Origin of the sequence: Nostoc sp. CmiVER01 (assembly GCF_034531135.2) — a bacterium.
Classification (GTDB): domain Bacteria; phylum Cyanobacteriota; class Cyanobacteriia; order Cyanobacteriales; family Nostocaceae; genus Nostoc.
The window spans coordinates 22,593-43,370 of record NZ_JAVRBU020000012.1 but is presented as its reverse complement, the minus strand read 5'-3'; the positions used below and the strand labels follow the sequence as shown (position 1 = coordinate 43,370).

Sequence of the window (20,778 nt, the reverse complement as noted above, 5' to 3'; positions counted from 1 at the left end):
GAATTAACCGTTGATAGCAGGAGCGCTCATTGCCACAGGAGCAACATCACCAGCAGCCAAATCTAAGGGGAAGTTGTGAGCGTTACGCTCGTGCATTACTTCCATACCCAGGTTAGCCCGGTTGATTACATCAGCCCAAGTGCTGATGACGCGACCGCTTGAATCAATGATTGATTGGTTGAAGTTGAAACCGTTCAAGTTGAACGCCATTGTGCTTACACCCAAGGCGGTGAACCAGATTCCAATTACAGGCCATGCTGCTAAGAAAAAGTGCAGTGAACGGCTGTTGTTGAATGAAGCGTATTGGAAGATTAGACGACCGAAGTAGCCGTGAGCCGCAACGATGTTGTAGGTTTCTTCTTCTTGACCGAATTTGTAACCGTAGTTTTGTGACTCGGTTTCGGTGGTTTCACGAACCAAGGAACTTGTTACTAGTGAACCGTGCATTGCACTGAACAAGCTTCCACCGAATACACCTGCTACACCTAGTTGGTGGAAGGGGTGCATCAAGATGTTGTGTTCTGCTTGGAACACGATCATGAAGTTGAAGGTTCCGGAGATACCCAAGGGCATACCGTCAGAGAATGAGCCTTGTCCGATGGGGTATACCAAGAATACTGCGGTTGCTGCTGCTACTGGAGCAGAATATGCAATAGCAATCCAAGGACGCATACCTAAGCGGTAGGATAGTTCCCATTCACGACCCAGGTAGCAGAATACGCCGATCAAGAAGTGGAATATTACCAGTTGGTAAGGACCACCGTTGTACAACCACTCATCTAAAGAAGCTGCTTCCCAAATTGGGTAGAAGTGCAAACCAATTGCGTTGGAGGAAGGTACTACTGCACCGGAGATGATGTTGTTTCCGTAAATTAATGAACCTGCTACTGGTTCACGGATGCCATCGATGTCTACTGGTGGTGCTGCGATGAAGGCGATTACGAAGCAAGCGGTGGCGGCTAGCAGGGTGGGGATCATTAATACGCCGAACCAACCGATGTAAATCCGGTTGTTGGTGCTGGTGATCCACTCACAGAATCTATCCCATACGTTGGCGCTTGAGCGCTGTTGTAAGGTTGCTGTCATGGTTTTATAAGTGCGATTAGTTGTTTATGAATCAGGCGGTTTTGTTTTCGCCTGTGAAACTACTTTACAATGCTTTACATTTTTTAATCAAGTTTTATTACTTCAGTAAACCTGATATACGTTATTAGCTTTACTTATATGATAGGTTTATGCTGGTGTCAGCACCTAAAAGATAAAATAGAAAGGAAGATTGTTGTTATCCACTCTAAATAGAGAGTTGAGATCAATTACTACCAAAATTAGGAGGGGAGGTGTGAGATGACAATTACTCTAAATCACACCATAGTGCCGGCACATGATAAAGAAGCATCGGCGAGGTTTTTTGCAAAGATTTTTGGTTTAAAGGTCGAGGTTCCCGTTGGTCACTTCGCTGCTGTACATATAAATGATTCACTGACGCTCGACTTCGCCGACGCTGAAGCGTTCGAGCAACATCATTATGCGTTCCATGTCAGTGATGAAGAATTTGATGCAATTTTTGCCCGCGTCAAAGAGGCAGGTATTGAATACAGTAGCGACCCCATGCATCAAAATAAAGGACAAATTAACCACTGGAACGAAGGCCGTGGCTTCTATTTCTATGACTTTGATGGTCACAACTTAGAATTGTTGACCCGTGCATAGATATTTTATATCAAGTCAACGTATTACTTTTTTACTAAAAAATATGCTGTGGCATAGTCCGGCAATTGGCTGATATTCTGCCCAAATTCTTTTTTATTCTTAAATATACCTGCCAAAAAGTCGAGTTGATAAAGATTGGGTAAAAATGCTCCGCCTGTATCTGCGAGGACTCCCATTTGCAGATGTTTGCGGCCACCTTTACTATGCTCAATCACAATCACTTTACCTAAACCGATATTTAAAACATCCCCAGCAAAAGTAACTCCGGGTTTAATAGATATTTTTGCATCTATCTTGTAGCCATAACCTTTAATAGCATCAACTTCTCTAAAATACCAATAACGCTTTTGTGCTGTTGCTTTTAATCCGCGAATATAAGGCATTGCATTATTTCTATCTACATTAAAAAATGCTTTATAACCATCTGTAAAATTAATTAGTATTGTTCCTTCCATAATTGCTTCTTCTAAGCCATTTCTGGTTAGATAAGCGAGACTTGTAACTTTTCCAAATTCTTTACCACCTGGTTCATAAATACCTGACAAAACATCCTGCTTTGTATATCTGGTGTAGAATTTATCGTTATTAGAGTTGTCTTTTAAACTATAAATTGGTGTATTAAAAGTAGATGTTTTCTTGCGAGAACCGGGGTGCGTAAACACAGCATATTTAGTAATTCGTAATTGCTTTTGTTGTTTATTCTTCGGATTATAAGCATTCCATTTAATAACTCGAAAATTGGAATTGATAAACTTGGGGTCTTGCAAACGAGTAGCTCGATTATTAGCAATATCCTCCTTTAAGACAACAATCATGAAATTCAAGGTATTGAGGACATCTGGAATAGTAACTCCTTGAGTAGCAAGCATCCCTGTACGCAAAATATCTGGGTCTTCTGAACTATAATCTTGAAAATATTTTCTAGTATTAACAAGAACGGTTAACAAATCTTTTTGATTGAAGTTGACCTTAGTACTTGGTAGTTTGACTGGAGTAACAACTTGACTGCCATTGATACTAAATTTATATTTTTTGAATTCATCGACAACTGGATAAGGTGCAGATGCGGCTAACAAATCCTGTTGAGATGAGAAATCATTTTGCTTGCCTATAATCTCATCAGATGTTTGTTTAGTAGTAAAAGGATTTTTAAATCTCAAATTAAGTTGATCAGAAACTTGATTTGAGGTGAAGGAAATCTGTGATTCAAGTAGGTTAAACTTTTCTTGCTGAGTAAAAAACTGATCTTGTTGAGCTAGCTGTTTAGTTTTTGACTGAGGATATAGATAACTACTGGCTAAACCGACAATCAATAAGGCAGCACAACCTATTGTGAAGCGAAATTTTTGGCTGGATAAGATATTCATAAAATGGAAAAATAAATTTTTAATGCTAAATAATCAAGGTTATGTTTCTATCACTTCACGCACTAACTGCGCCAACTTATCAGCACTATCGGGAACTGCGATCGCATGAGCTTTTTCTCCCATTTTTGCTAATTCATCTGGCGATCGCAACAAATTCAACACATTACTTTGCAATATTTGTGCCGTCAACTCTGACTGCTTCAGTGTTAACGCCGCACCAGATGAAGTAAATACGTCTGCATTGTAAGATTGATGATCTTCGGCAGCAAAGGGGTACGGAATCAAAATTGCTGGAGTTCCACACACTGCTAATTCTGTCAAGCTACCAGCGCCAGAACGACTAATGGCTAGAGTTGCTCGTTGTAACAATGCTGCCATATTGTTGTAAAAAGGTAAGGCTATGTACTGGGGATGTTTGAGACTATCTGCTTCCTCGTCGCGATCGCCAGTTAAATGTACTACATAAGCACCAGCATCAAACCAAGCCTTTGCAGATTCGCGCACTAACTTATTAACCGCAACTGCGCCCTGGCTACCACCAAATACAACAATTAAAGGAACACCTTCAGGAATAGCTAAATCTAGGGGTGTATGAATTGCCTTATCCAAGAATTGCGCCCTTACAGGAGTACCAACACAGACATTTTTAGCACGAGGCAAATACTTAGCAGCTACTTCAAATCCCAAGGCTACTGCGCTACACCAAGGGCCAAAAAAGCGAGTTACTTTACCAGGTAGTGCGTTAGATTCATGGAAAACCACGGGTAAACCAAGGGAACGCGCTGCAATGACGGCTGGCCCGGCAATGTAACCCCCTGTGGTAAACACCCCTTGAAAATTTCCCTGCTTTAAAATTCGCCTCACTCCTATAATCGAAAGGGCGAGTTTACCCAAAATGCGAATCGAGGAGAGTCCAAACCCTTGCTGAAACCCTTCAACTGCAATAGTATTCAAGGGATACTCTTTAGGGACAAGTTCAGTTTCTAGCCGATTGGGCACTCCCAGCCATTCGATTTGATAATCTGGCAATTTTTCTGCCAGTGCGATCGCTGGAAACAAATGTCCACCAGTGCCACTGGCAGCTATTAATAATCGTATCGGTGCGTTTGCCATCAAACCTCTACCGTTTAGCGTCTAGCTTAACTAAGATAAAACAATTTCCTTACTTTCTCTCATCAAATCAGTAAACTCTTAACCAATGACAAACATTATTACCGCCTTATTAAGATGGCAACTCAGATTTCCAGCTAGTATCTGGCTAGTTTCATTCCTGCTAACCCTTGGTTTAACAAGTGGTTGGCAACGCACTCAAGCGGCGACACCACAACAATTAGTCCAAGCTGGTACAGTTCAAAATGCACCAGCCGATGTAAAAAACCTGTTGACACAAGTTGATGCAGCCGCTAGTCGAGGTGATGTCAAAGGGGTGTTGCAATTCTACAGCCCTAACTTCACTCATGGGGATGGATTAAACCTGCAAACCCTGCAAAAGTCTTTGACTTCACTTTGGCAACGATATCCCAAATTGCAATACAGTACAAAACTGCTATCTTCAAAACCTGAAGGCAATGCAATTATTGCGGAAACTGAAACGAAGATAACTGGCTTACCTTCCGCTAACAGTAATAATTCGACTCTCAATGCCACGATTAAATCGCGTCAGCGCATTGCAGGCGGAAAAATAGTCCGCCAAGACATTTTGTCAGAACGCACTCAACTTACCTCTGGCAGCAAGCCGCCGCAAATTAATATTAAATTACCAGAGCAGGTGCGGGTTGGTCAAAAGTATAATTTTGATGCGATTGTTCAAGAGCCACTTGGTGATGATTTTCTACTAGGAACCGCGCTAGAGGAACCCATACAAGCAAATAAATTTCTCAACCCTACATCTGTAGATTTGGAATTACTAACATCTGGCGGACTGTTTAAAACCGCACAAGCACCATCTATCCCTGGTAGCCAGTGGATTTCTGCTGTCATCCTACGAGGTAATGGGATGACGATGGTAACTCAGCGTTTGCAAGTGGTGAAGAAATAGAAACGCGATTAATCGCGTCTGTACAAGAGTTAGGAGTAGAGACGCGATTAATCGCGTCTGTGATGATAAATTATGAACTGTGAAACTTTTGTTAATTCATAATTCATAACTATTAACTCCTCACTCTTAACTATCCTAATGACTTTGCTAGAAAATCAAATCATTTTAATCACTGGTGCAAGTAGTGGTATTGGTACTGCTTGCGCGAGAATCTTTGCTGGTGCGGGTGCAAAACTAATCTTAGCGGCACGACGGCTGGAACGTTTGCAGCAGCTAGCAGACACTCTCGTTAAAGAATTTGGTATTGAAATTCATTTGTTACAGCTAGATGTGCGCGATCGCAAGGCTGTAGAAGAAGCCATTTCGACTCTACCCTCTGCCTGGTCTGACATCGACATTCTCATCAACAATGCTGGTCTAAGTCGTGGTTTAGACAAGTTACACGAAGGTAGCTTTCAAGACTGGGAAGACATGATTGATACTAACGTTAAGGGTTTACTCTACGTGTCCCGCTATGTCGTTCCGGGAATGGTAAGCCGCGATCGCGGTCATGTGGTAAATTTAGGTTCCATTGCTGGACATCAAACTTATCCCGGTGGTAATGTCTACTGTGCTACCAAGGCTGCTGTGAGGGCAATTTCGGAAGGTTTAAAACAAGACCTCTTGGGAACGCGAGTACGTGTAACTTCTGTTGACCCTGGTATGGTAGAAACGGAATTTAGCAATGTGCGCTTTCATGGAGATGCTGAACGCGCCAACAAAGTCTACCAGGGAGTTAAGCCCCTGACAGCAGATGATGTGGCTGATGTGATATTTTTCTGTGTGACGCGATCGCCCCATGTGAATATTAATGAAGTTGTGCTGATGCCTGTTGACCAAGCTAGCGCTACTCTAGTTAATCGGCGAACATGAAACCAATTCGCAATAGGCTTCTCTGCGAGACGCTAAAAGCGAACGCCCCGCTACGCTAACGCAATTCGCAATTCGCAATTAAACCAAGCCCGACACTAGGGGTGGGGTTTCGACTTGCCTTGCGATGATACGGATTATTTCGGGCCACTTGCGATGTTTTTACCTTTTCCCTTCTTGATAAATAAAAATTAGGCGGTTTTAAAAAATCGAATAATTTCGCGGACATGATCGAGAAATTGCCCGTCGGTGGAAAGTTGCGCGATCGCATTTCTTGCTTCTCTGGCCAAACGTTCATGTTCAGTTTGATTTATCGCCCGTAATTCTTCTAAATTGGCAGCAATTCGAGCTAAGTCTCTGCGAGTTTCTTCAGCAAAGCGTTCTTGAGTTGCGGGTAATGAATAAGCTTGTTCTGGGTTAAGTTGTTCCTCGAATGACTGGATTTTTTGTTCCAATATCGAGAAGCGATCGCGCAGTTCAACAATATCTTCGCGGGGATACTTCCATTCTTGGCGAATCATCGTTAACCGCGCATATAAATACTCATAAGCTCGAATCGCTGGACGGAGAATTGTTAATAATAAAGCTGCACCAGAACTTATATATCCCACCGTACTAATACCAGTGGCAGCAAGAGCATAAAGACCAACGGCTGAGAATAAGTGTAAAGCAATGGCAACCCAGAGCGATCGCTTTGCCAACACTGTGACATAGTTTACTTGTTTCTCATCGACTGGAATTCCTTTCTCTTTAGATTGTGCTGCTTCTGCTAAGACTTCTTTCGCTTGAAAATGTACATTCCAGGGTACAGTAACAATTACCAATAGCCACCAAAAGCTTGCACCACCAATCACCCAGTCAAGAAAGTTACCAGCAGGGATGTGCAACCATTGCAGTAAACCAAAAGCCACCAGCACCGAAACTACAATTCCAATAATGGAACTGATGAAAAAGTTGATATACATCTTATCCTGTCTTTGGTGAAACTATTACTTCGATCATGAGTGTACCTAGCATTTATACGTAAATGTTTGTGATGGTTTTTCTAGTAGCACATATCTTACTGTGCGAAATTCCAACTTCAAAAACTTTTATGTTCAGAATACTTGTGATAGTTTTTCTAGTAGCACATATCTTATTGTACGTAATTCCCAATTCAAAAATTTTGGTGTTCAATAGGTCAGTCCCTTCGGGGAAGTCAAAAGTCAAAAGTCAAAAGTCAAAAATTTACTAAGCCCATAAATAAATTTAGGGGCTTGTACCTTTTTATTTCTGGTCAACCATAAATCAATTCTGAGGAACAATTTCTCTAATGACCTCAATAAATGTTTGCAATATAGGTGATGACTCATCTTGTCGCCAGACGGCTGCAAGCTCCACCTTTGCTATTGACATGTTGAGATTAGTATAAACAACCCCTGTCCTGTGGATATTACGAATTGATGCAGGAGCAAGGGAAACACCTATACCAGCAGAAACAAGACCGAGTATTGTTTGCTTATGGCTTGCTTTTTGGACAACTTTAGGACTGAAACCAGCTTGTTGGAATAAACTGATACATAAATCATAGTAGCCAGGTTCTAAATGACGCGACACCAAAATAAAAGATTCATTGCCTAAGGCAGACAAAGTTAATTCCGGCTTTTTAGCTAGAGGATGAGACTCTGGCAAAACCACTACAAATGGTTCTTGCAGAATCATAGACAAGCTTAGAGACGCATCATTTATAGGGGGAATCATCAGCCCAAGATGAATTTGACGGTTTTGTAAAGCCTGTACTTGAGCGCTGGTTGTCATTTCTTCTAAATCCAATTCCACGCTAGGGAAACGCTCTCGAAATACCTGAAGAACTTTCGGCAAAATGCTATAAGTTGCAAAACCAGAAAAACCTACAGCAAGTCGTCCAATTTCTCCCTGTGCAACAAGTCTTGCCACTTTTATTGCGTGAAATGCTTTATCCAAAACTTGACGCGCCTCCTGCAAAAAAGCTTTTCCTGCTTCTGTAAGCTGAACCTGACGCTTGGTGCGGTGGAATAGAGAAACACCCAATTCTGCCTCTAATTGGCGTATTTGTTGACTTAGAGGTTGCTGCGCCATGTGGAGTCTTTGGGCTGCTCGACCAAAATGTAATTCTTCTGCAACTGCGACAAAGTAGCGTAAATGCCTTAGCTCCATTGTTTGAACTTTTTAAGTGTTAATTAGCTATAAAAAATGTGTTGGACAGAGTGACAGCTAGCACCTAATGTAATAGCTAGTCGATGCGAAATATAGCACTGTAGTAATAAGTCTATGAGTAGTTTGCACTTCAACACCAAGACATTTAGCAAAGAAAAAATTTTTTTAGCAAATACAGAAGAATATATCATCCGGGGAGGGCATCATCTTTTTCCACTTTTACCCAAAGCATTTGCAGGTATTAGGCAAATCGGAGTTATTGGTTGGTCTTCTCAAGGTTCTGCCCAAGCACAGAATTTAAGAGATTCTCTTAGGGAAACTAATATTAAAGTCAAAATAGGTCTGCGAGAAAATTCGACTTCTATTCCATTAGCTCAAAAAGCTGGCTTTACCACAGATGATGGCACATTAGGAGAGATGTATGAAGTGCTTTCTTCTTCACAATTGTCCATTCTTCTAATTTCTGATGCTGCACAAGCTAACAATATAGAGCGAATTTTTGAGTCTCTTCGCCCAGGTTCTACACTCGGCTTATCTCATGGATTTTTGCTAGGATACCTCAAAAGTATTGGTAAAGATTTTCCGGAAAATATTAACGTGATTGCCGTATGTCCCAAAGGTATGGGTCTTTCAGTTAGGAGACTTTATGAGCAAGGCAAAGAAGTGAATGGGGCTGGCATTAATTCGAGCTTTGCCATTCATCAAGATATTAACGGCAAAGCAACAGATTATGCACTTGGATGGTCAATTGCTATAGGTTCACCTGTTACATTTAAAACTACACTTGAAGAAGAATATAAGTCTGATATCTTTGGAGAAAGAGGCGTGTTACTTGGAGCAGTTCACGGGATTGTAGAAAGTCTTTACCGTTGGTTTATTGGTCAAGGATTCTCTAAAGAAAGTGCGTTTACTAAGAGTGTGGAATCTCTCACTGGCCCAATTACTAAGCTGATTTCCCAAAAGGGAATTTTGTCTGTTTACGAGTTTTTGAATGAAACAGATCAGGAAGCTTTTAAGAAAGCCTACTCTGCTGCTTATCATCCTGCTTTTGAAATTTTGATGGAGATATATGACGATGTTGCTTCTGGAAGCGAAATCAAGAGTGTTATTGAAGCAGAACATCGGCATCAACGCTATCCTATGAAAAATATTGATGGAACCCAAATGTGGCAAGTTGGCGCTAGTGTCCGTGCGAAAAGACAACCAGAAAATATTGCCGTTAATCCCATCACCGCAGGCATTTATATTGCGACGATGATGGCTCAAGTAGACTTACTTCGAGAAAAAGGGCACTCCTACTCAGAAATCGCTAACGAATCCATTATTGAAAGCGTGGATTCTCTTAATCCCTATATGCACCACAAAGGCATCGCTTTTATGGTTGATAATTGCTCTATAACAGCGCGATTAGGAGCAAGAAAATGGGCATCAAGATTTGATTACATTTTATATCAACAAACTTTTACTACGTTGGACTCCAATCTGAGGATAGATCAGGAACTATTTGATCAGTTTTTGACACATGAAATTCATCAAGTTCTATCAGTTTGTGCAAAATTACGTCCGTCTGTTGATATTTCAATTGTTGGGTGAATAGCGAGCTTTTTACTTTTTAACTTTAAAAGTATCAAAAATGTTTATCACATTCGCTCGACTAAACAAATTTCGCAATTTTTTGAATTAATTGATGCAGGAAATTAACTTTGTTGCATCTTTACTGTTCCCCGCCTCTATTGGATGAGATAGCTACGCCAAATTGATTGAGTATCTTTACTACCTTTTTCTGGAAGTAGCAATCGCCAGGTTTTTCCTTCTTGCTGAATTTGCAGGTAAACATCAAAAGGTTTTTTTGGTTGCGTCAATCGCCGTTTTGGTAGCTTTAGAATTAAGTCGTAGGTTCCCCGAACGTGGAAAGCTGGTAAATTTTCAATGGTTAGGGGTTGTTCCTGGGTAATTGATAGCCGCTTGATTTCAAATCCTTGAAAATCTAGATCCAACTGCTGGCTAAGTTTTTGTTGAGTTTGTTCTAGCCCAAGTGCGATCGCTTTTTGTACTAACTCGCTAGTCGGTAACAGTCCAATACTGCCACAAGCTGTCACTAACACCAGCAATATTGCTGTCAAAACTAACCGCACTATGTTATTCACTGCCTGATCTGCTACTTTTATCCTTATTAAGTTTAATTTGTTTGTGGAGATTTATGAAAGCGATGCCTACAGTGGTCACTGAGCTTGCCTAAGTGCGGGCTACGCTACACACCTGTGTGCTTGATCGCGGTACAACAAAGTTTCAAGTACCTCAAAACGACTTTGGAGTACTTCAAAACAACTTTGGAGTACTTCAAAACAACTTTGGAGTACTTCAAAACGACTTCGGAGTACTTCAAAACAACTTCGGAGTACTTCAAAACGACTTCGGAGTACTTCAAAACGACTTTGGAGTACCTCAAAACGACTTTGGAGTACCTCAAAACGACTTTGGAGTACTTCAAAACGACTTTGGAGTACTTCTCCAAGGTAAAGTTGTACCAAAGAACCGCTATTATCTTCTAGATATTAGTAAAGGCACGGTATAACCGTGCCTTAAGTAGCAAAAAATATTATTTTGACAGGTTTTTGCTTTACAGGAACTTTAATACTGGCGTAAAATTGCAGACAATGAACTATCTTTACGAAGATCCATCAAATCTGCTAAAGATTCTGTGCGCGTATCCAAGTGATGCTTGTGTTCTGCTGGCAGAACTGTTACCAGATGTTTTGCTTTAGGTCGCACCTGCATAACAGGCATCAGTTGTGACTGTGGCAAAAAGACTGGCTGATTCTTGGGAAGGCGAGGTTCCAATCTTTGGGAATGGTTCTGTGCCAAGCGTACCTGATGACGGTTAACCAGTTTTTGGACTTTTTGCGGTTGCTTTGTCCGGTTGAGCATTCGGAAAATGAGCAAGCAACCACTACCACAGCTGAGGGCGATCGCAGCCACCATCCATAAAGGTGTAGGATTACTATTCTCAGAGGGCGCATTGATTGGTTCTTCAACTATAACCGGGATTTTTTCTGGTTCTTCTTGTGTTACCTGTCCAGCATTACCTAAGCTATACAGGGCAAAGGCACCACCTCCTATAAACATGGCTAAACACCCAGTTAACAATAGCCAAGGATGATGTGCAACCAGATATATCAGAACGTTCGAGCTTCGTTTCAATCTCGATTTTCTGTTTGTCAGCTCTGGAGTAGCCCTTCTAAGTTGGGTTGGCTCGCGCTGTACACTCTGACTTTTTTCCATGATTACTTTCAGATTTGTACCCCTCTAGTCCATAAATTGTACTGGAGGAGTTAAGCATCAGGTATCCGTAACAAAATTCCAGATTTAAGTAGCTTTTTTTGTAAAATACATGCTACTAAATCTGGCTAACTTTTGTCAAAGTTCTGTATTTATTGTGACTTTTCGCCGTAATAATCTGAAATCAGTTTGGTTACTTTCTCTGTCAGCTAGGAGAATGCCTTTCGATCGCAAGTTGAATTAACCGATCAACTAATTCTGGAAAGGAGACTCCACTATGGGCCCAAAGTTGGGGATACATACTAGTCGCAGTAAAGCCTGGCAACGTATTTATTTCGTTAATCAAAACTTCTTGTGTCGCTTCCACGTAGAAGAAATCTACCCTTGCTAACCCCGCAGCATCAACAGCTGCAAAAGCTTGCAAAGCCATGTCTTGAATCTGACGAGCGATCGCATCTGGAAGCTTCGCGGGTATCAGTAAATCTGCTAGTCCTTCAGTATATTTAGTTTCGTAGTCATAAAAATCGCTGTCATAAGTAATCTCTCCAATGACAGAGGCTTGGGGTTGATCATTACCTAAAACGGCACACTCAACTTCTCTGGCTACGACACCAGCCTCTACAACTAATCGGCGGTCATAACTAGCAGCATTATCTAAAGCGGCTTCTAATTCTTGGCGCGATCGCACTTTGGCAATACCTACCGATGAACCCAAATTAGCAGGCTTGACAAAAGCAGGATAACCTAATGCTGCCTCAATGTCATCACACAGTTTCGGAAACACGCAAGGATTAGACCAAACTTGCGTTCTAGTTATGGCCTTGTATTTTACCTGTGGTAGTCCCGCTTGCTCAAAAGCCATTTTCATGGCAATTTTATCCATCCCCATTGCCGAACCTAACACCCCAGAACCCACAAATGGGACTTGCATCAAGGTTAGTAACCCTTGAATTGTGCCGTCTTCACCGTTGGGGCCATGGAGAATGGGAAACCAAACATCCACTTGGGCAACTTGAGAGGGAGATTCCCACTTACTGAGGGTTTGGGCTTGAGGGTTGGATGTGAGATTTCCAGCAGATGTTGATTGTTCAGATTCTAATAGCGGACTACCGCTTGCTAAAACCTTTTCGGGTGCTTCTCCGGCTAGCCAGCGTCCATCTTTTTGGATGTAAAAAGGTAGGATTTCGTACTTATTAGCATTTTGCTCTGCACTTAAGGCTTTAGTGATCGCCCGTGCTGAGTTGATCGAAACTTCATGTTCTCCCGAACGACCGCCAAACAGTAACCCCACGCGCAGCTTTGCCATTTTCGGTTCCTCTACACTTCTCAAGCAGATAGCGTATCACAACCTACAAAAGTTGCCATGTTTTTCTTTTATTTCTTTTACCGTTAGGACTAGCCGTTTTAAAGTTTTTTCTCTGATATCTCTGTGCCTCTGCGGTTTAATTAATTACTTTTAAACCGCAGAGAACACAGAGTAAAGAGATTCAAGAGAGATTTTTGGTTAGAAAAACTTTACTATGTCAGGTGTGAAACTTACCATTGAGGAGTTAGTCAGCGATCGCCCACCTGACATAAGGTCGGGAAGTCACTATACTTTTGTAAGTAATTACGCTAGGGCGACCAGGTGCATTAATTTTCCGTAAATCCACACGAAAATAAGCTTTTTTATTCTTAAATTCTACATTGTAAAAAGTATATTCCTGCCCACGAGCTTGACCTACGCAAGAAGCATAATTACTGCGTAAAGGTGAAACAAATTCTACAAATTGCTTATTTTTAGATGCAACTAACTTAGTTTCATCTGCAAATTCTTTAGTATTTGCCACTACCGTATGTTCAGCACCGCCTTCATAAGGTAGAACAAACCACCATAGTCCAATTGTTTTAGGGCATGTACCACTGCTACCTTGTATATTCAGTGTTACATTAGGTGCAGAAATCGGCCCTGGCTCTTGCTGCGGCTGTACTTGCGCTGTAGCAGCTAGGGTTCCTACCACAAATAAGGGGCATAAAATAGTGCCAAAACTTGTTAATTTTACTAAATTTTTCATAACTTGAATCTTTTCAAATTTCAGGTATCTAAATATAGCCCTTCTCGAATGAAAGCAATACACTTTGACCTGGCTTCTATTCATCTCTCCTAAAAAGAGAGAGGCTTTGAATCTTATTCCCCGACAAGGGTTGCGGGTTAGGTCTGTATTGTACTCAACTCAGAAGTCGCTATAACAACATAGACTTTCATAAATTTGTAAAAGTGCCATCTTATTTGAAACAATCGTGTTGTCAGCTACAGTTATATTCGAGGAAAGCGGGCAACAATATTGATAAATAACTAGAAATGCAGCCCTACCTGTAAAAGATGCTGCCTTTTCATGAAACCTCGAATTATTGTTTGTGGCTTAGGACGTACCGGATATAAAACCTTTCGTTTGCTGAGACATCAGGGAGCCTTCGTTGTTGGCATTCATCACCAATCTATCCCCGGCGAAACAGCAGGAGATGTGATTGTTGGCGATTTACAAGCAGCTTCTACCCTAACAGCAGCAGGAATTCAACAGGCACACACTTTAGTAATTGCTGGTTCCAAAGATGCTCTGAATTTGTCTATTATGATGCAAGCGCGGGTACTGAATCCCCAGATTCGGATTATCAACCGTTTTTATAATACAAATTTAGGAGAACGCCTAGATCAAAGTTTGCCAGACCATTTGAGTATGAGTGTTGTGGGTTTAGCAGCACCCGTATTTACCTTTGCAGCAATGGGAAACCGAGCGATTGGACAAATCAAATTATTTCAGCAAACTTGGCCAATTCACGAAGAATACATTGATGAAAACCATTTCTGGAAAGGTCTAAAGCTGAGTGAATTGTGGGAAGACCGATCGCGGATGCTGATTTATTACTTGCCAGTAGAAGGTGAGATGGATTTGGTATCAGGTGTAATATCTGGACAAGAGATTAAAGTAGGCGATCGCATAATTATTGGTACAAAACCCCGCATCCGTACCCCCCAGAGATCATTGCTTAAAAAACTGCTGAAAGCCCTCACCAATTTTAAGCAGTTTCAGGAACACGGGCGATCGGTACTAATGGGTGGTGTTGTACTATTAGCGGTTATTGCGATCGCTACATTCACCTACATGTCGGCTGAGTTGAGTTTGTCTCCTGTCGATGCTCTATATTTTTCTGTCGGCATGATTACCGGAGCCGGTGGTAATGACAAAGTAGTAGAAAATGCTCCTAACAGTATTAAGTTATTTACTGTTGTGATGATGCTAGTTGGAGCAGTGGTGATTGGTATTTGGTATGCCATGCTCACCGATTTTGTCTTAGGAAGCCGCTTTAAGCAATTTTGGGATGCAGCCCGAATTCCCCAGCGATCGCACTACATTGTTTGTGGCTTGAGTGGTATTGGGGTGAGAATTGTCCAGCAACTCCACGCCAGTGGACATGAAGTTGTAGTAGTTGAACCAGACTCTAACAGCAAATATATCAACACCGCCCGCGAACTCGGTATCCCCGTTATTCAAGGTGATGCCAGCTTCCGCACAATACTTAAAGCCAGTAATATAGACTCTGCCGCCGCAGTGCTTGCTGTTACTAGCAATGATGCTACCAATCTAGAAATTGCCCTCAAAGCCAAGGGACTGACACCCAGCATTCCAGTGATTGTTCATTATGCCGATCCTGATTTTGCTGGCATAGCGCAACAGCTATTTGGCTTTGAGGCCGTACTGAGTCCGGCTGAACTAGCAGCCCCAGCTTTTGCTGCTGCTGCACTAGGGGGACGTATCCTCGGCAATGGCATTACAGCCGATAGTCTTTGGGTGGCTTTTGCAACTGTGATTACACCTTCACACGTCTTTTGTGGTCAGTGGGTGAAAGATGTAGCCATGTCTGCTGACTGTGTACCTTTATACGTAGAAACAAATCACCAAACGCTTCACGGCTGGGATTTGTTAGAAACTAACCTTAGCGCTGGTGATGTTTTATATATGACAATGCCTGCAACACGATTGTATCAATTGTGGCGGGGCGAGCAAGTTTGTGAAGCACATGCTTAAATTTGTCATTCGTCATTCGTCATTTGTCATTTGTAATTAATACACTACTCCCCACTTTCATTTATTTGTTAACTACTCGTTGTTGATATTCCTGCTCAGTAATCATATCGAGAGTGTTTTCTATGCGATCTACAAATACGATCCCGTCGAGATGATCATACTCGTGTTGAAAAATCCGAGCGATAAAATCGGTTAATTCTTGCTTTTGTAAGTTGCCTTGAGAGTCAGTATATTCGACTTCAATAGATTTATACCGAGGAACTAACCCTCTAATTCCTGGAACACTTAAACAACCTTCCCAATCTTTGACAACTTCAGTTGAATGAGAAATAATTTTGGGATTAATCATGGCAGTAGGTTCCATTTCCGGTGCGTTGGGATACCTAGCATTAGGGCGGGAAGCCACAATAAACAAACGATAGGATTGTGCTACTTGAGGCGCAGCAATCCCCACGCCGTTAGCTTTGGCAACAGTGGCGATTAAGTCTTCAATTAACTTTTGGATATACTCATCTTGAATATTCTCAACCCAAGCAGCTTTTTGGCGTAATGTTGGATTTCCTAATTGAATTATTGGCGCTAACTCAGTCATGATTAAACTCCTTTAAGTAATAGGGAATGGGGAATGGGGAGTGGGGAGTGGGGGATGAGGGAGATGAGGGAGCAGGGGAAGAAAACGAATGACAAATGACAAATGACTAACATTACCCTTCGCGTGTCACGGGTAAAGGAGCAGGTTGGACTCCTACTTGGACAGTTTGCCCGTTGCGTTCCACTTCTATTGGTAAATTAGTACCGATTTTGCTATTTTCTACTAGCTTTTGTACTTCTTCAATTTTAGTAACAGGCTGGTTATTAATGCTTTTAATCACATCACCGGCTCGGAGTCCAGCCGTAGATGCAGGCGATCGCGGGACGATATCAACCAGCAAAACGCCTTCATCAGCTGTAAAATTTAAGCGATCGCCTGTTGTATTTTTTATTCTTTCTTTAATTTCTGGCGTCAGTGTCACCATCTGAACACCCAAATAAGGGTGATCTACTTTCCCGTTAGCAATTAATTCTTGGGCAATTTTTTGCACAGTATTAATTGGGATAGCAAATCCCAAACCTTGAGCGCCTCGGATAATAGCTGTGTTCATCGCAATTACCTGGCCACGAGCATTTAGCAATGGCCCACCAGAATTACCAGGGTTAATTGCAGCATCCGTTTGGATGTAATCAACCCGCTTGTCGCTAGCACCAATATCGCTACTAGAACGACCTGTAGCACTAATAATCCCAGAAGTAACGGTATTATTCAAGCCTAAAGGGTTACCAATGGCGATTACTGCTTGTCCTGGTTGCAAGGCATCGGAGTTACCCACAGATAGAGTTGGCAGATTATTAGCATCAATTTTGATTGTAGCCACATCCGTAACCGGATCTTCACCTAACACTTTTCCGTCAAAAGTCCGGCCATCTTTGAGTGTGACAGTCACTCTATCAGCACCATCTACCACATGAGAATTGGTCACAATTTGACCTGAAGAATTAATGATAAATCCAGAGCCGCTACCCCGTTCTATCTGTTGTCTAGGCTGTGGCGCACCCTCTCCAAAAAAACGTCGGAAAAATGGATCGTTAAATTCGTCTGGTACACGAGAAGTGATTGTTCGGGAAGAATCAATGCGAACTACGGCAGGCCCCACCTGTTGCACTACTTTTACCACAAAATTAGGATCTCCAGATGAAGAGATAAGTGGCGGCGGGACAATTACCGGATTTATCGGATTGGGTTCTATTGGCTTTTGGGCTTGAGTCTGGCTTTGTCGAGTCTCAAAGGTTTTAGTAGGTAGAACAGAGCAGCTCCCCAGGAACACCACTGCTACCCCGTATGAGAGCATCCATAACCTGTGAGGTAAACCCCTGGTATCAATCTTTTTGGGTGCTAAATGATGGTTTGTTGTCTTCATGTGTCGTTGCTTCTTCATATCAATCGCTGGTGTTAGGATCTTGCCTACGGGGTATGTCCCAAAATGATTACAACTTAAAAGCTTATTCTAGGTCTAGCGTGTTTGGATGCTAAATTAGTGCTTTCTCTTCTATTGTGACCGTTAGCAGCAAAGGTGGTAGATGATGGAAATTCCCATAGAAAGTCTGTGGAGTCAGGTACTAGAGCGCCTACAGCTTGAACTATCCCGGCCCACCTTTGAAACTTGGATTAAAACTGCTAGTGCGGAGCGATTAGAAAATAATTGCCTGGTAATCCGTACTCCTAACCCATTTGCTCGTAATTGGTTACAAAAGTATTACATAAATACCATTGCTCATGTAGTACAAGATATTCTGGGCCATCCCGTAGGAATTTACATTACTGTTGCTGAAGGAGATGAATCTCATTTGAGCGAACGAGATGTTTCTTGGGAATCATCAGATACCAGCAATATTCCCGAAGCTATTCATAATCACAATCATAAAACTACTGAATTAAACTCTAAATATGTCTTTTCGCGGTTTGTAGTTGGTGCTAACAATCGGATGGCTCATGCTGCTTCTTTAGCAGTTGCAGAATCTCCAGGTAAAGAGTTTAATCCTTTATTTTTGTGTGGTGGCGTAGGTTTGGGTAAAACTCATCTCATGCAGGCAATTGGCCATTATCGCTGGGAAATTTCGCCTAATTGTAAAATATTTTATGTTTCGACTGAGCAGTTTACTAATGATTTAATTACAGCGATTCGTAAAGATAGTATGCAAAGTTTTCGAGAGCATTATCGAGCGGCTGATGTTTTATTAGTTGATGATATTCAGTTTCTTGAAGGCAAGGAATACACCCAAGAAGAATTCTTTTATACTTTTAATACTTTACATGAAGCTGGTAAACAAGTTGTTATTGCTTCTGATCGTCCTCCTAATCAGATTCCTAGCTTGCAAGAACGGCTTTGTTCTCGATTTTCTATGGGGTTAATCGCAGATATCCAAAAGCCGGATTTAGAAACTAGAATGGCAATTTTACAGAAAAAAGCTGAGGATGAAAATATTCGCCTTCCCCGCGATGTGATTTCGTATATTGCTTCTAACTATACTTCTAATATTCGAGAATTAGAAGGAGCTTTAATTCGGGCGGTGGCTTATATTTCTATTTGGAGCTTACCGATGACGGTAGAAAATATTACACCAGTTTTAGAACCGCCTAATGAAAAAATGGCAGCTACCCCAGAAGCAATTTTAAAGGTGGTGGCGGATAATTTTGATGTTTCAATAGACGATCTCAAAAGTAACTCACGACGAAGAGAGATTAGCTGGGCGCGTCAAATAGGAATGTATCTCATGCGCCAACACACGTCTCTGAGTTTGCCGAGAATTGGCGAGGAGTTTGGTGGTAAAGACCATACAACGGTAATCTATAGTTGCGATAAAATTACCCAACTCCACCAGAGCGATCGCACTTTAGCACAAACAATCCGCCAACTGAGCGATCGCATCAATATGACTAGCCGTTCTGAAAAATCATCCTGAAGATGTATTTAAAGTTTTCCACAACCATCACTTTTATAATTAGTATTGACGGCTGAATAAATAGTCAAAAATATTAAGTAACGTATAAAAATTGATTAAATTTGACTTAAGTTGTGGAAAAATCTTACTTTTTGTGGATAAATCTGTGGAAAACTTGAGATTTTACGAGTAAAATTTTATTAAGTATAATTACCTTGTGGAAAAGTATTTGAGTTTTTCCACAAGTTTTCCACAAGGTAAACTTGCTTAACTATGATTTCCACAGAAATTAGGAATTTTTTAGTAGTGTGTCAAGTTTGCTGAGTCTATAGTGAGCTATTTAACGCTTAAATCAAGGGCTAAAATCCTTAGTAGGAAGTATATTTACCCATCATAATGATAAACGGGATGAGTCGGACAACTGTTCGACCTCGCAGCCTACCAAGCTAATTCAAATTATTATTTGTAGTGAAGTTTTGGAATGATTTTGTGCTAGGAATTTCGTATCGTAGACCTGATTGAAAAACCTGCCAATCTTTTGAAAAGACTAGCAGGCATGGCTTATCATCAATCGGAGCGGCGGGATTCGAACCCACGACCTCCACTACCCCAAAGTGGCGCGCTACCAAGCTGCGCTACGCCCCGGTCAGAATTACTATGGTACAGCAAAACTTTAGGATAAGCAACAAGCATATTTAAAAAACCTTCAGCATCCCAGCCGCTTGCAGCAAATCGGGAACAGCAGAAGCATCCCATTTACCTTCTACACATCGCCCTGTATTTAAGATGAAGCGCAGGCTGTAGGCATGAGGATAGCCTTCTACCTCCATCCATAATAAATTGCTTTCGGCTTCACAAGCGATTTTTTCCTCTTCCATTAATTCAGTTGCGAGTTGTTTCATGGTGTCTGCTAGTTGTGCTAATAGACGGCAAAAATCATTCAACTCGGCTTCAGTTAACTCAATTGCCCAATCATCTGTACCGACTAAACCTTTAAATTCAAGTGCATCGGGGTTCTGGCCTATACGCCAACCATATCCGGTTTTTATAAGGCGTTCCATAGCTTAGTTTTTTAAACGCAGAGGAACGCTGAGGTTTAACGCAGAGGAACGCAAAGGAAGATTTTGGACTGTGGGTTTGGTCATTTTAGTAGTTCAGCCCCTCCTCGTTGCGGTGGCTGTGGGGTACTTGATGTATTTGGACTGGGTGTGGTGTTGGGGCTGGGGGGTGGGGTATTTTGGGAACTTGGATTAAATATATTGACTAAGACTTGCACTAGGGCATTTCGTTGGCTGCGGGTGAGACGAGTGATGGCTTTGCGATCGCCTTCTATTGGATTTTCCCGTAGTGTTTCATGGCCTGGATAGGTAGTATCATACATAATTTCGTTCGCACCCAGGTAATCAGCTAAAGTCAGCTTCCAATCTAAGCGATAAATTGGCGCCCGCCCTTTGGTATAAATGTGATATGTAATCAGGCGACTTACTAAGGTGTTGTTTTCGGCAACTTTCCCATTTTCTTTGCTGATATACTTGTTTTCTCGCGGTAAATCTGGCAATTGTTGATATACTAGCTGCCAAACATCGCTAGGTGTGATTCTCTGAGAGTATGCAGGTTGGATACTAAATAAATTTCTATATATTGATTTGTCCGCCCCTGAACCCAAAACAATTACACCCACCACCATTAAAGCAGTGAGTGTCTGCCAAGGTTTAAGTAGGGGTTGAATGAACGATAAATTTTTGCTCATCCTACC

Annotated in this window: 20 protein-coding genes and 1 tRNA gene; 7 read left to right on the top strand and 14 right to left on the bottom strand. The window is 41.6% G+C overall.

Annotation, left to right across the window (positions count from 1 at the left end):
- Positions 1–3: 3 nt before the first annotated feature.
- On the bottom strand, positions 4–1,086 hold the full coding sequence (psbA, locus tag RMZ43_RS21275) for a photosystem II q(b) protein (RefSeq protein WP_428850907.1): 1,083 nt from the start codon (positions 1,084–1,086) through the stop codon (positions 4–6).
- A gap of 258 nt (positions 1,087–1,344) precedes the next feature.
- On the opposite strand from psbA, the gene RMZ43_RS21270 reads away from it, so the two are divergent.
- The gene (locus RMZ43_RS21270; RefSeq protein WP_322651759.1) at positions 1,345–1,710 is read left to right on the top strand and encodes a VOC family protein; all 366 of its coding nucleotides are present in this window, start codon (positions 1,345–1,347) and stop codon (positions 1,708–1,710) included.
- A gap of 23 nt (positions 1,711–1,733) precedes the next feature.
- Here the strand turns inward: RMZ43_RS21270 and RMZ43_RS21265 are convergent, their stop codons facing one another.
- Both RMZ43_RS21265 and murG read right to left on the bottom strand, forming a co-directional pair.
- Positions 1,734–3,077, bottom strand: coding sequence for a hypothetical protein (locus tag RMZ43_RS21265; RefSeq protein WP_322655004.1), 1,344 nt, complete (start codon positions 3,075–3,077; stop codon positions 1,734–1,736).
- A gap of 39 nt (positions 3,078–3,116) precedes the next feature.
- A complete protein-coding gene (gene murG / locus RMZ43_RS21260; protein ID WP_322651761.1) occupies positions 3,117–4,190 on the bottom strand; it encodes an undecaprenyldiphospho-muramoylpentapeptide beta-N-acetylglucosaminyltransferase in 1,074 nt (357 codons plus the stop codon).
- A gap of 85 nt (positions 4,191–4,275) precedes the next feature.
- Between murG and RMZ43_RS21255 the strand changes: the two genes are divergently transcribed.
- Complete coding sequence (locus RMZ43_RS21255) at positions 4,276–5,115, top strand: nuclear transport factor 2 family protein (protein WP_322655005.1); 840 nt, start codon at positions 4,276–4,278, stop codon at positions 5,113–5,115.
- Between the two features lie 138 nt (positions 5,116–5,253).
- Positions 5,254–6,027, top strand: a complete 774-nt coding sequence (locus RMZ43_RS21250) for an SDR family oxidoreductase (RefSeq protein ID WP_322655006.1) — start codon at positions 5,254–5,256, stop codon at positions 6,025–6,027.
- Between the two features lie 188 nt (positions 6,028–6,215).
- Here RMZ43_RS21250 and RMZ43_RS21245 read toward each other — a convergent pair whose 3' ends face one another.
- Both RMZ43_RS21245 and RMZ43_RS21240 read right to left on the bottom strand, forming a co-directional pair.
- A complete protein-coding gene (locus RMZ43_RS21245; RefSeq protein WP_322655007.1) occupies positions 6,216–6,989 on the bottom strand; it encodes a hypothetical protein in 774 nt (257 codons plus the stop codon).
- A gap of 322 nt (positions 6,990–7,311) precedes the next feature.
- Positions 7,312–8,199 carry a LysR family transcriptional regulator gene (locus RMZ43_RS21240; protein ID WP_322655008.1) on the bottom strand — a complete coding sequence of 296 codons (888 nt, stop codon included), beginning with the start codon at positions 8,197–8,199 and terminating at the stop codon, positions 7,312–7,314.
- 114 nt (positions 8,200–8,313) lie between these two features.
- Here RMZ43_RS21240 and RMZ43_RS21235 point away from each other — a divergent pair, with 114 nt between their 5' ends.
- Positions 8,314–9,792 (top strand): ketol-acid reductoisomerase, encoded by a 1,479-nt coding sequence (locus tag RMZ43_RS21235; protein ID WP_322655009.1) that lies wholly within the window; start codon positions 8,314–8,316, stop codon positions 9,790–9,792.
- Positions 9,793–9,929: 137 nt separating this feature from the next.
- Here RMZ43_RS21235 and RMZ43_RS21230 read toward each other — a convergent pair whose 3' ends face one another.
- Positions 9,930–10,337 carry a hypothetical protein gene (locus RMZ43_RS21230; RefSeq protein ID WP_322655266.1) on the bottom strand — a complete coding sequence of 136 codons (408 nt, stop codon included), beginning with the start codon at positions 10,335–10,337 and terminating at the stop codon, positions 9,930–9,932.
- A 101-nt stretch (positions 10,338–10,438) separates the two neighbouring features.
- Here RMZ43_RS21230 and RMZ43_RS21225 point away from each other — a divergent pair, with 101 nt between their 5' ends.
- Positions 10,439–10,774: a hypothetical protein gene (locus RMZ43_RS21225; RefSeq protein WP_322655010.1), complete on the top strand. Its 336-nt coding sequence runs from the start codon at positions 10,439–10,441 to the stop codon at positions 10,772–10,774.
- Between the two features lie 56 nt (positions 10,775–10,830).
- Here the strand turns inward: RMZ43_RS21225 and RMZ43_RS21220 are convergent, their stop codons facing one another.
- From RMZ43_RS21220 to RMZ43_RS21210, 3 genes are all read right to left on the bottom strand, one after another.
- Complete coding sequence (locus RMZ43_RS21220; protein WP_322655011.1) at positions 10,831–11,400, bottom strand: hypothetical protein; 570 nt, start codon at positions 11,398–11,400, stop codon at positions 10,831–10,833.
- Between the two features lie 283 nt (positions 11,401–11,683).
- Positions 11,684–12,784, bottom strand: coding sequence for a D-alanine--D-alanine ligase family protein (locus tag RMZ43_RS21215; RefSeq protein ID WP_322655012.1), 1,101 nt, complete (start codon positions 12,782–12,784; stop codon positions 11,684–11,686).
- A 244-nt stretch (positions 12,785–13,028) separates the two neighbouring features.
- Complete coding sequence (locus RMZ43_RS21210) at positions 13,029–13,532, bottom strand: hypothetical protein (RefSeq protein WP_322655013.1); 504 nt, start codon at positions 13,530–13,532, stop codon at positions 13,029–13,031.
- A gap of 321 nt (positions 13,533–13,853) precedes the next feature.
- On the opposite strand from RMZ43_RS21210, the gene RMZ43_RS21205 reads away from it, so the two are divergent.
- A complete protein-coding gene (locus RMZ43_RS21205; protein WP_322655014.1) occupies positions 13,854–15,545 on the top strand; it encodes an NAD-binding protein in 1,692 nt (563 codons plus the stop codon).
- A 61-nt stretch (positions 15,546–15,606) separates the two neighbouring features.
- On the opposite strand, the gene def is transcribed toward RMZ43_RS21205, so the two are convergent.
- Both def and RMZ43_RS21195 read right to left on the bottom strand, forming a co-directional pair.
- Positions 15,607–16,137, bottom strand: coding sequence for a peptide deformylase (gene def / locus RMZ43_RS21200; protein WP_322655015.1), 531 nt, complete (start codon positions 16,135–16,137; stop codon positions 15,607–15,609).
- A 112-nt stretch (positions 16,138–16,249) separates the two neighbouring features.
- A complete protein-coding gene (locus RMZ43_RS21195) occupies positions 16,250–17,500 on the bottom strand; it encodes an HhoA/HhoB/HtrA family serine endopeptidase (protein WP_322655267.1) in 1,251 nt (416 codons plus the stop codon).
- Positions 17,501–17,663: 163 nt separating this feature from the next.
- On the opposite strand from RMZ43_RS21195, the gene dnaA reads away from it, so the two are divergent.
- Positions 17,664–19,043 (top strand): chromosomal replication initiator protein DnaA, encoded by a 1,380-nt coding sequence (gene dnaA, locus RMZ43_RS21190; protein WP_322655268.1) that lies wholly within the window; start codon positions 17,664–17,666, stop codon positions 19,041–19,043.
- Between the two features lie 550 nt (positions 19,044–19,593).
- On the opposite strand, the gene RMZ43_RS21185 is transcribed toward dnaA, so the two are convergent.
- The 3 genes from RMZ43_RS21185 to RMZ43_RS21175 all read right to left on the bottom strand — a co-directional run bounded on the left by RMZ43_RS21185 (position 19,594) and on the right by RMZ43_RS21175 (position 20,772).
- Positions 19,594–19,667: transfer RNA gene (locus tag RMZ43_RS21185), tRNA-Pro, on the bottom strand.
- A 50-nt stretch (positions 19,668–19,717) separates the two neighbouring features.
- Positions 19,718–20,083 (bottom strand): DUF1818 family protein, encoded by a 366-nt coding sequence (locus RMZ43_RS21180; protein WP_322655016.1) that lies wholly within the window; start codon positions 20,081–20,083, stop codon positions 19,718–19,720.
- Between the two features lie 80 nt (positions 20,084–20,163).
- Positions 20,164–20,772 (bottom strand): hypothetical protein, encoded by a 609-nt coding sequence (locus tag RMZ43_RS21175; protein WP_322655017.1) that lies wholly within the window; start codon positions 20,770–20,772, stop codon positions 20,164–20,166.
- Positions 20,773–20,778 lie beyond the last annotated feature (6 nt).

Excerpts from the sequence above, each read along its gene's own strand:
- RMZ43_RS21255 (WP_322655005.1), top strand. The coding sequence starts at position 4,276 with ATGACAAACATTATTACCGCCTTATTAAGATGGCAACTCAGATTTCCA.
- RMZ43_RS21210 (WP_322655013.1), bottom strand. The coding sequence starts at position 13,532 with ATGAAAAATTTAGTAAAATTAACAAGTTTTGGCACTATTTTATGCCCC.
- RMZ43_RS21215 (WP_322655012.1), bottom strand. The coding sequence starts at position 12,784 with ATGGCAAAGCTGCGCGTGGGGTTACTGTTTGGCGGTCGTTCGGGAGAA.
- murG (WP_322651761.1), bottom strand. The coding sequence starts at position 4,190 with ATGGCAAACGCACCGATACGATTATTAATAGCTGCCAGTGGCACTGGT.
- RMZ43_RS21245 (WP_322655007.1), bottom strand. The coding sequence starts at position 6,989 with ATGTATATCAACTTTTTCATCAGTTCCATTATTGGAATTGTAGTTTCG.
- RMZ43_RS21240 (WP_322655008.1), bottom strand. The coding sequence starts at position 8,199 with ATGGAGCTAAGGCATTTACGCTACTTTGTCGCAGTTGCAGAAGAATTA.
- RMZ43_RS21180 (WP_322655016.1), bottom strand. The coding sequence starts at position 20,083 with ATGGAACGCCTTATAAAAACCGGATATGGTTGGCGTATAGGCCAGAAC.
- psbA (WP_428850907.1), bottom strand. The coding sequence starts at position 1,086 with ATGACAGCAACCTTACAACAGCGCTCAAGCGCCAACGTATGGGATAGA.
- RMZ43_RS21250 (WP_322655006.1), top strand. The coding sequence starts at position 5,254 with ATGACTTTGCTAGAAAATCAAATCATTTTAATCACTGGTGCAAGTAGT.
- RMZ43_RS21265 (WP_322655004.1), bottom strand. The coding sequence starts at position 3,077 with ATGAATATCTTATCCAGCCAAAAATTTCGCTTCACAATAGGTTGTGCT.
- def (WP_322655015.1), bottom strand. The coding sequence starts at position 16,137 with ATGACTGAGTTAGCGCCAATAATTCAATTAGGAAATCCAACATTACGC.
- RMZ43_RS21195 (WP_322655267.1), bottom strand. The coding sequence starts at position 17,500 with ATGAAGACAACAAACCATCATTTAGCACCCAAAAAGATTGATACCAGG.
- RMZ43_RS21235 (WP_322655009.1), top strand. The coding sequence starts at position 8,314 with ATGAGTAGTTTGCACTTCAACACCAAGACATTTAGCAAAGAAAAAATT.
- RMZ43_RS21205 (WP_322655014.1), top strand. The coding sequence starts at position 13,854 with ATGAAACCTCGAATTATTGTTTGTGGCTTAGGACGTACCGGATATAAA.
- RMZ43_RS21270 (WP_322651759.1), top strand. The coding sequence starts at position 1,345 with ATGACAATTACTCTAAATCACACCATAGTGCCGGCACATGATAAAGAA.
- dnaA (WP_322655268.1), top strand. The coding sequence starts at position 17,664 with ATGGAAATTCCCATAGAAAGTCTGTGGAGTCAGGTACTAGAGCGCCTA.
- RMZ43_RS21175 (WP_322655017.1), bottom strand. The coding sequence starts at position 20,772 with ATGAGCAAAAATTTATCGTTCATTCAACCCCTACTTAAACCTTGGCAG.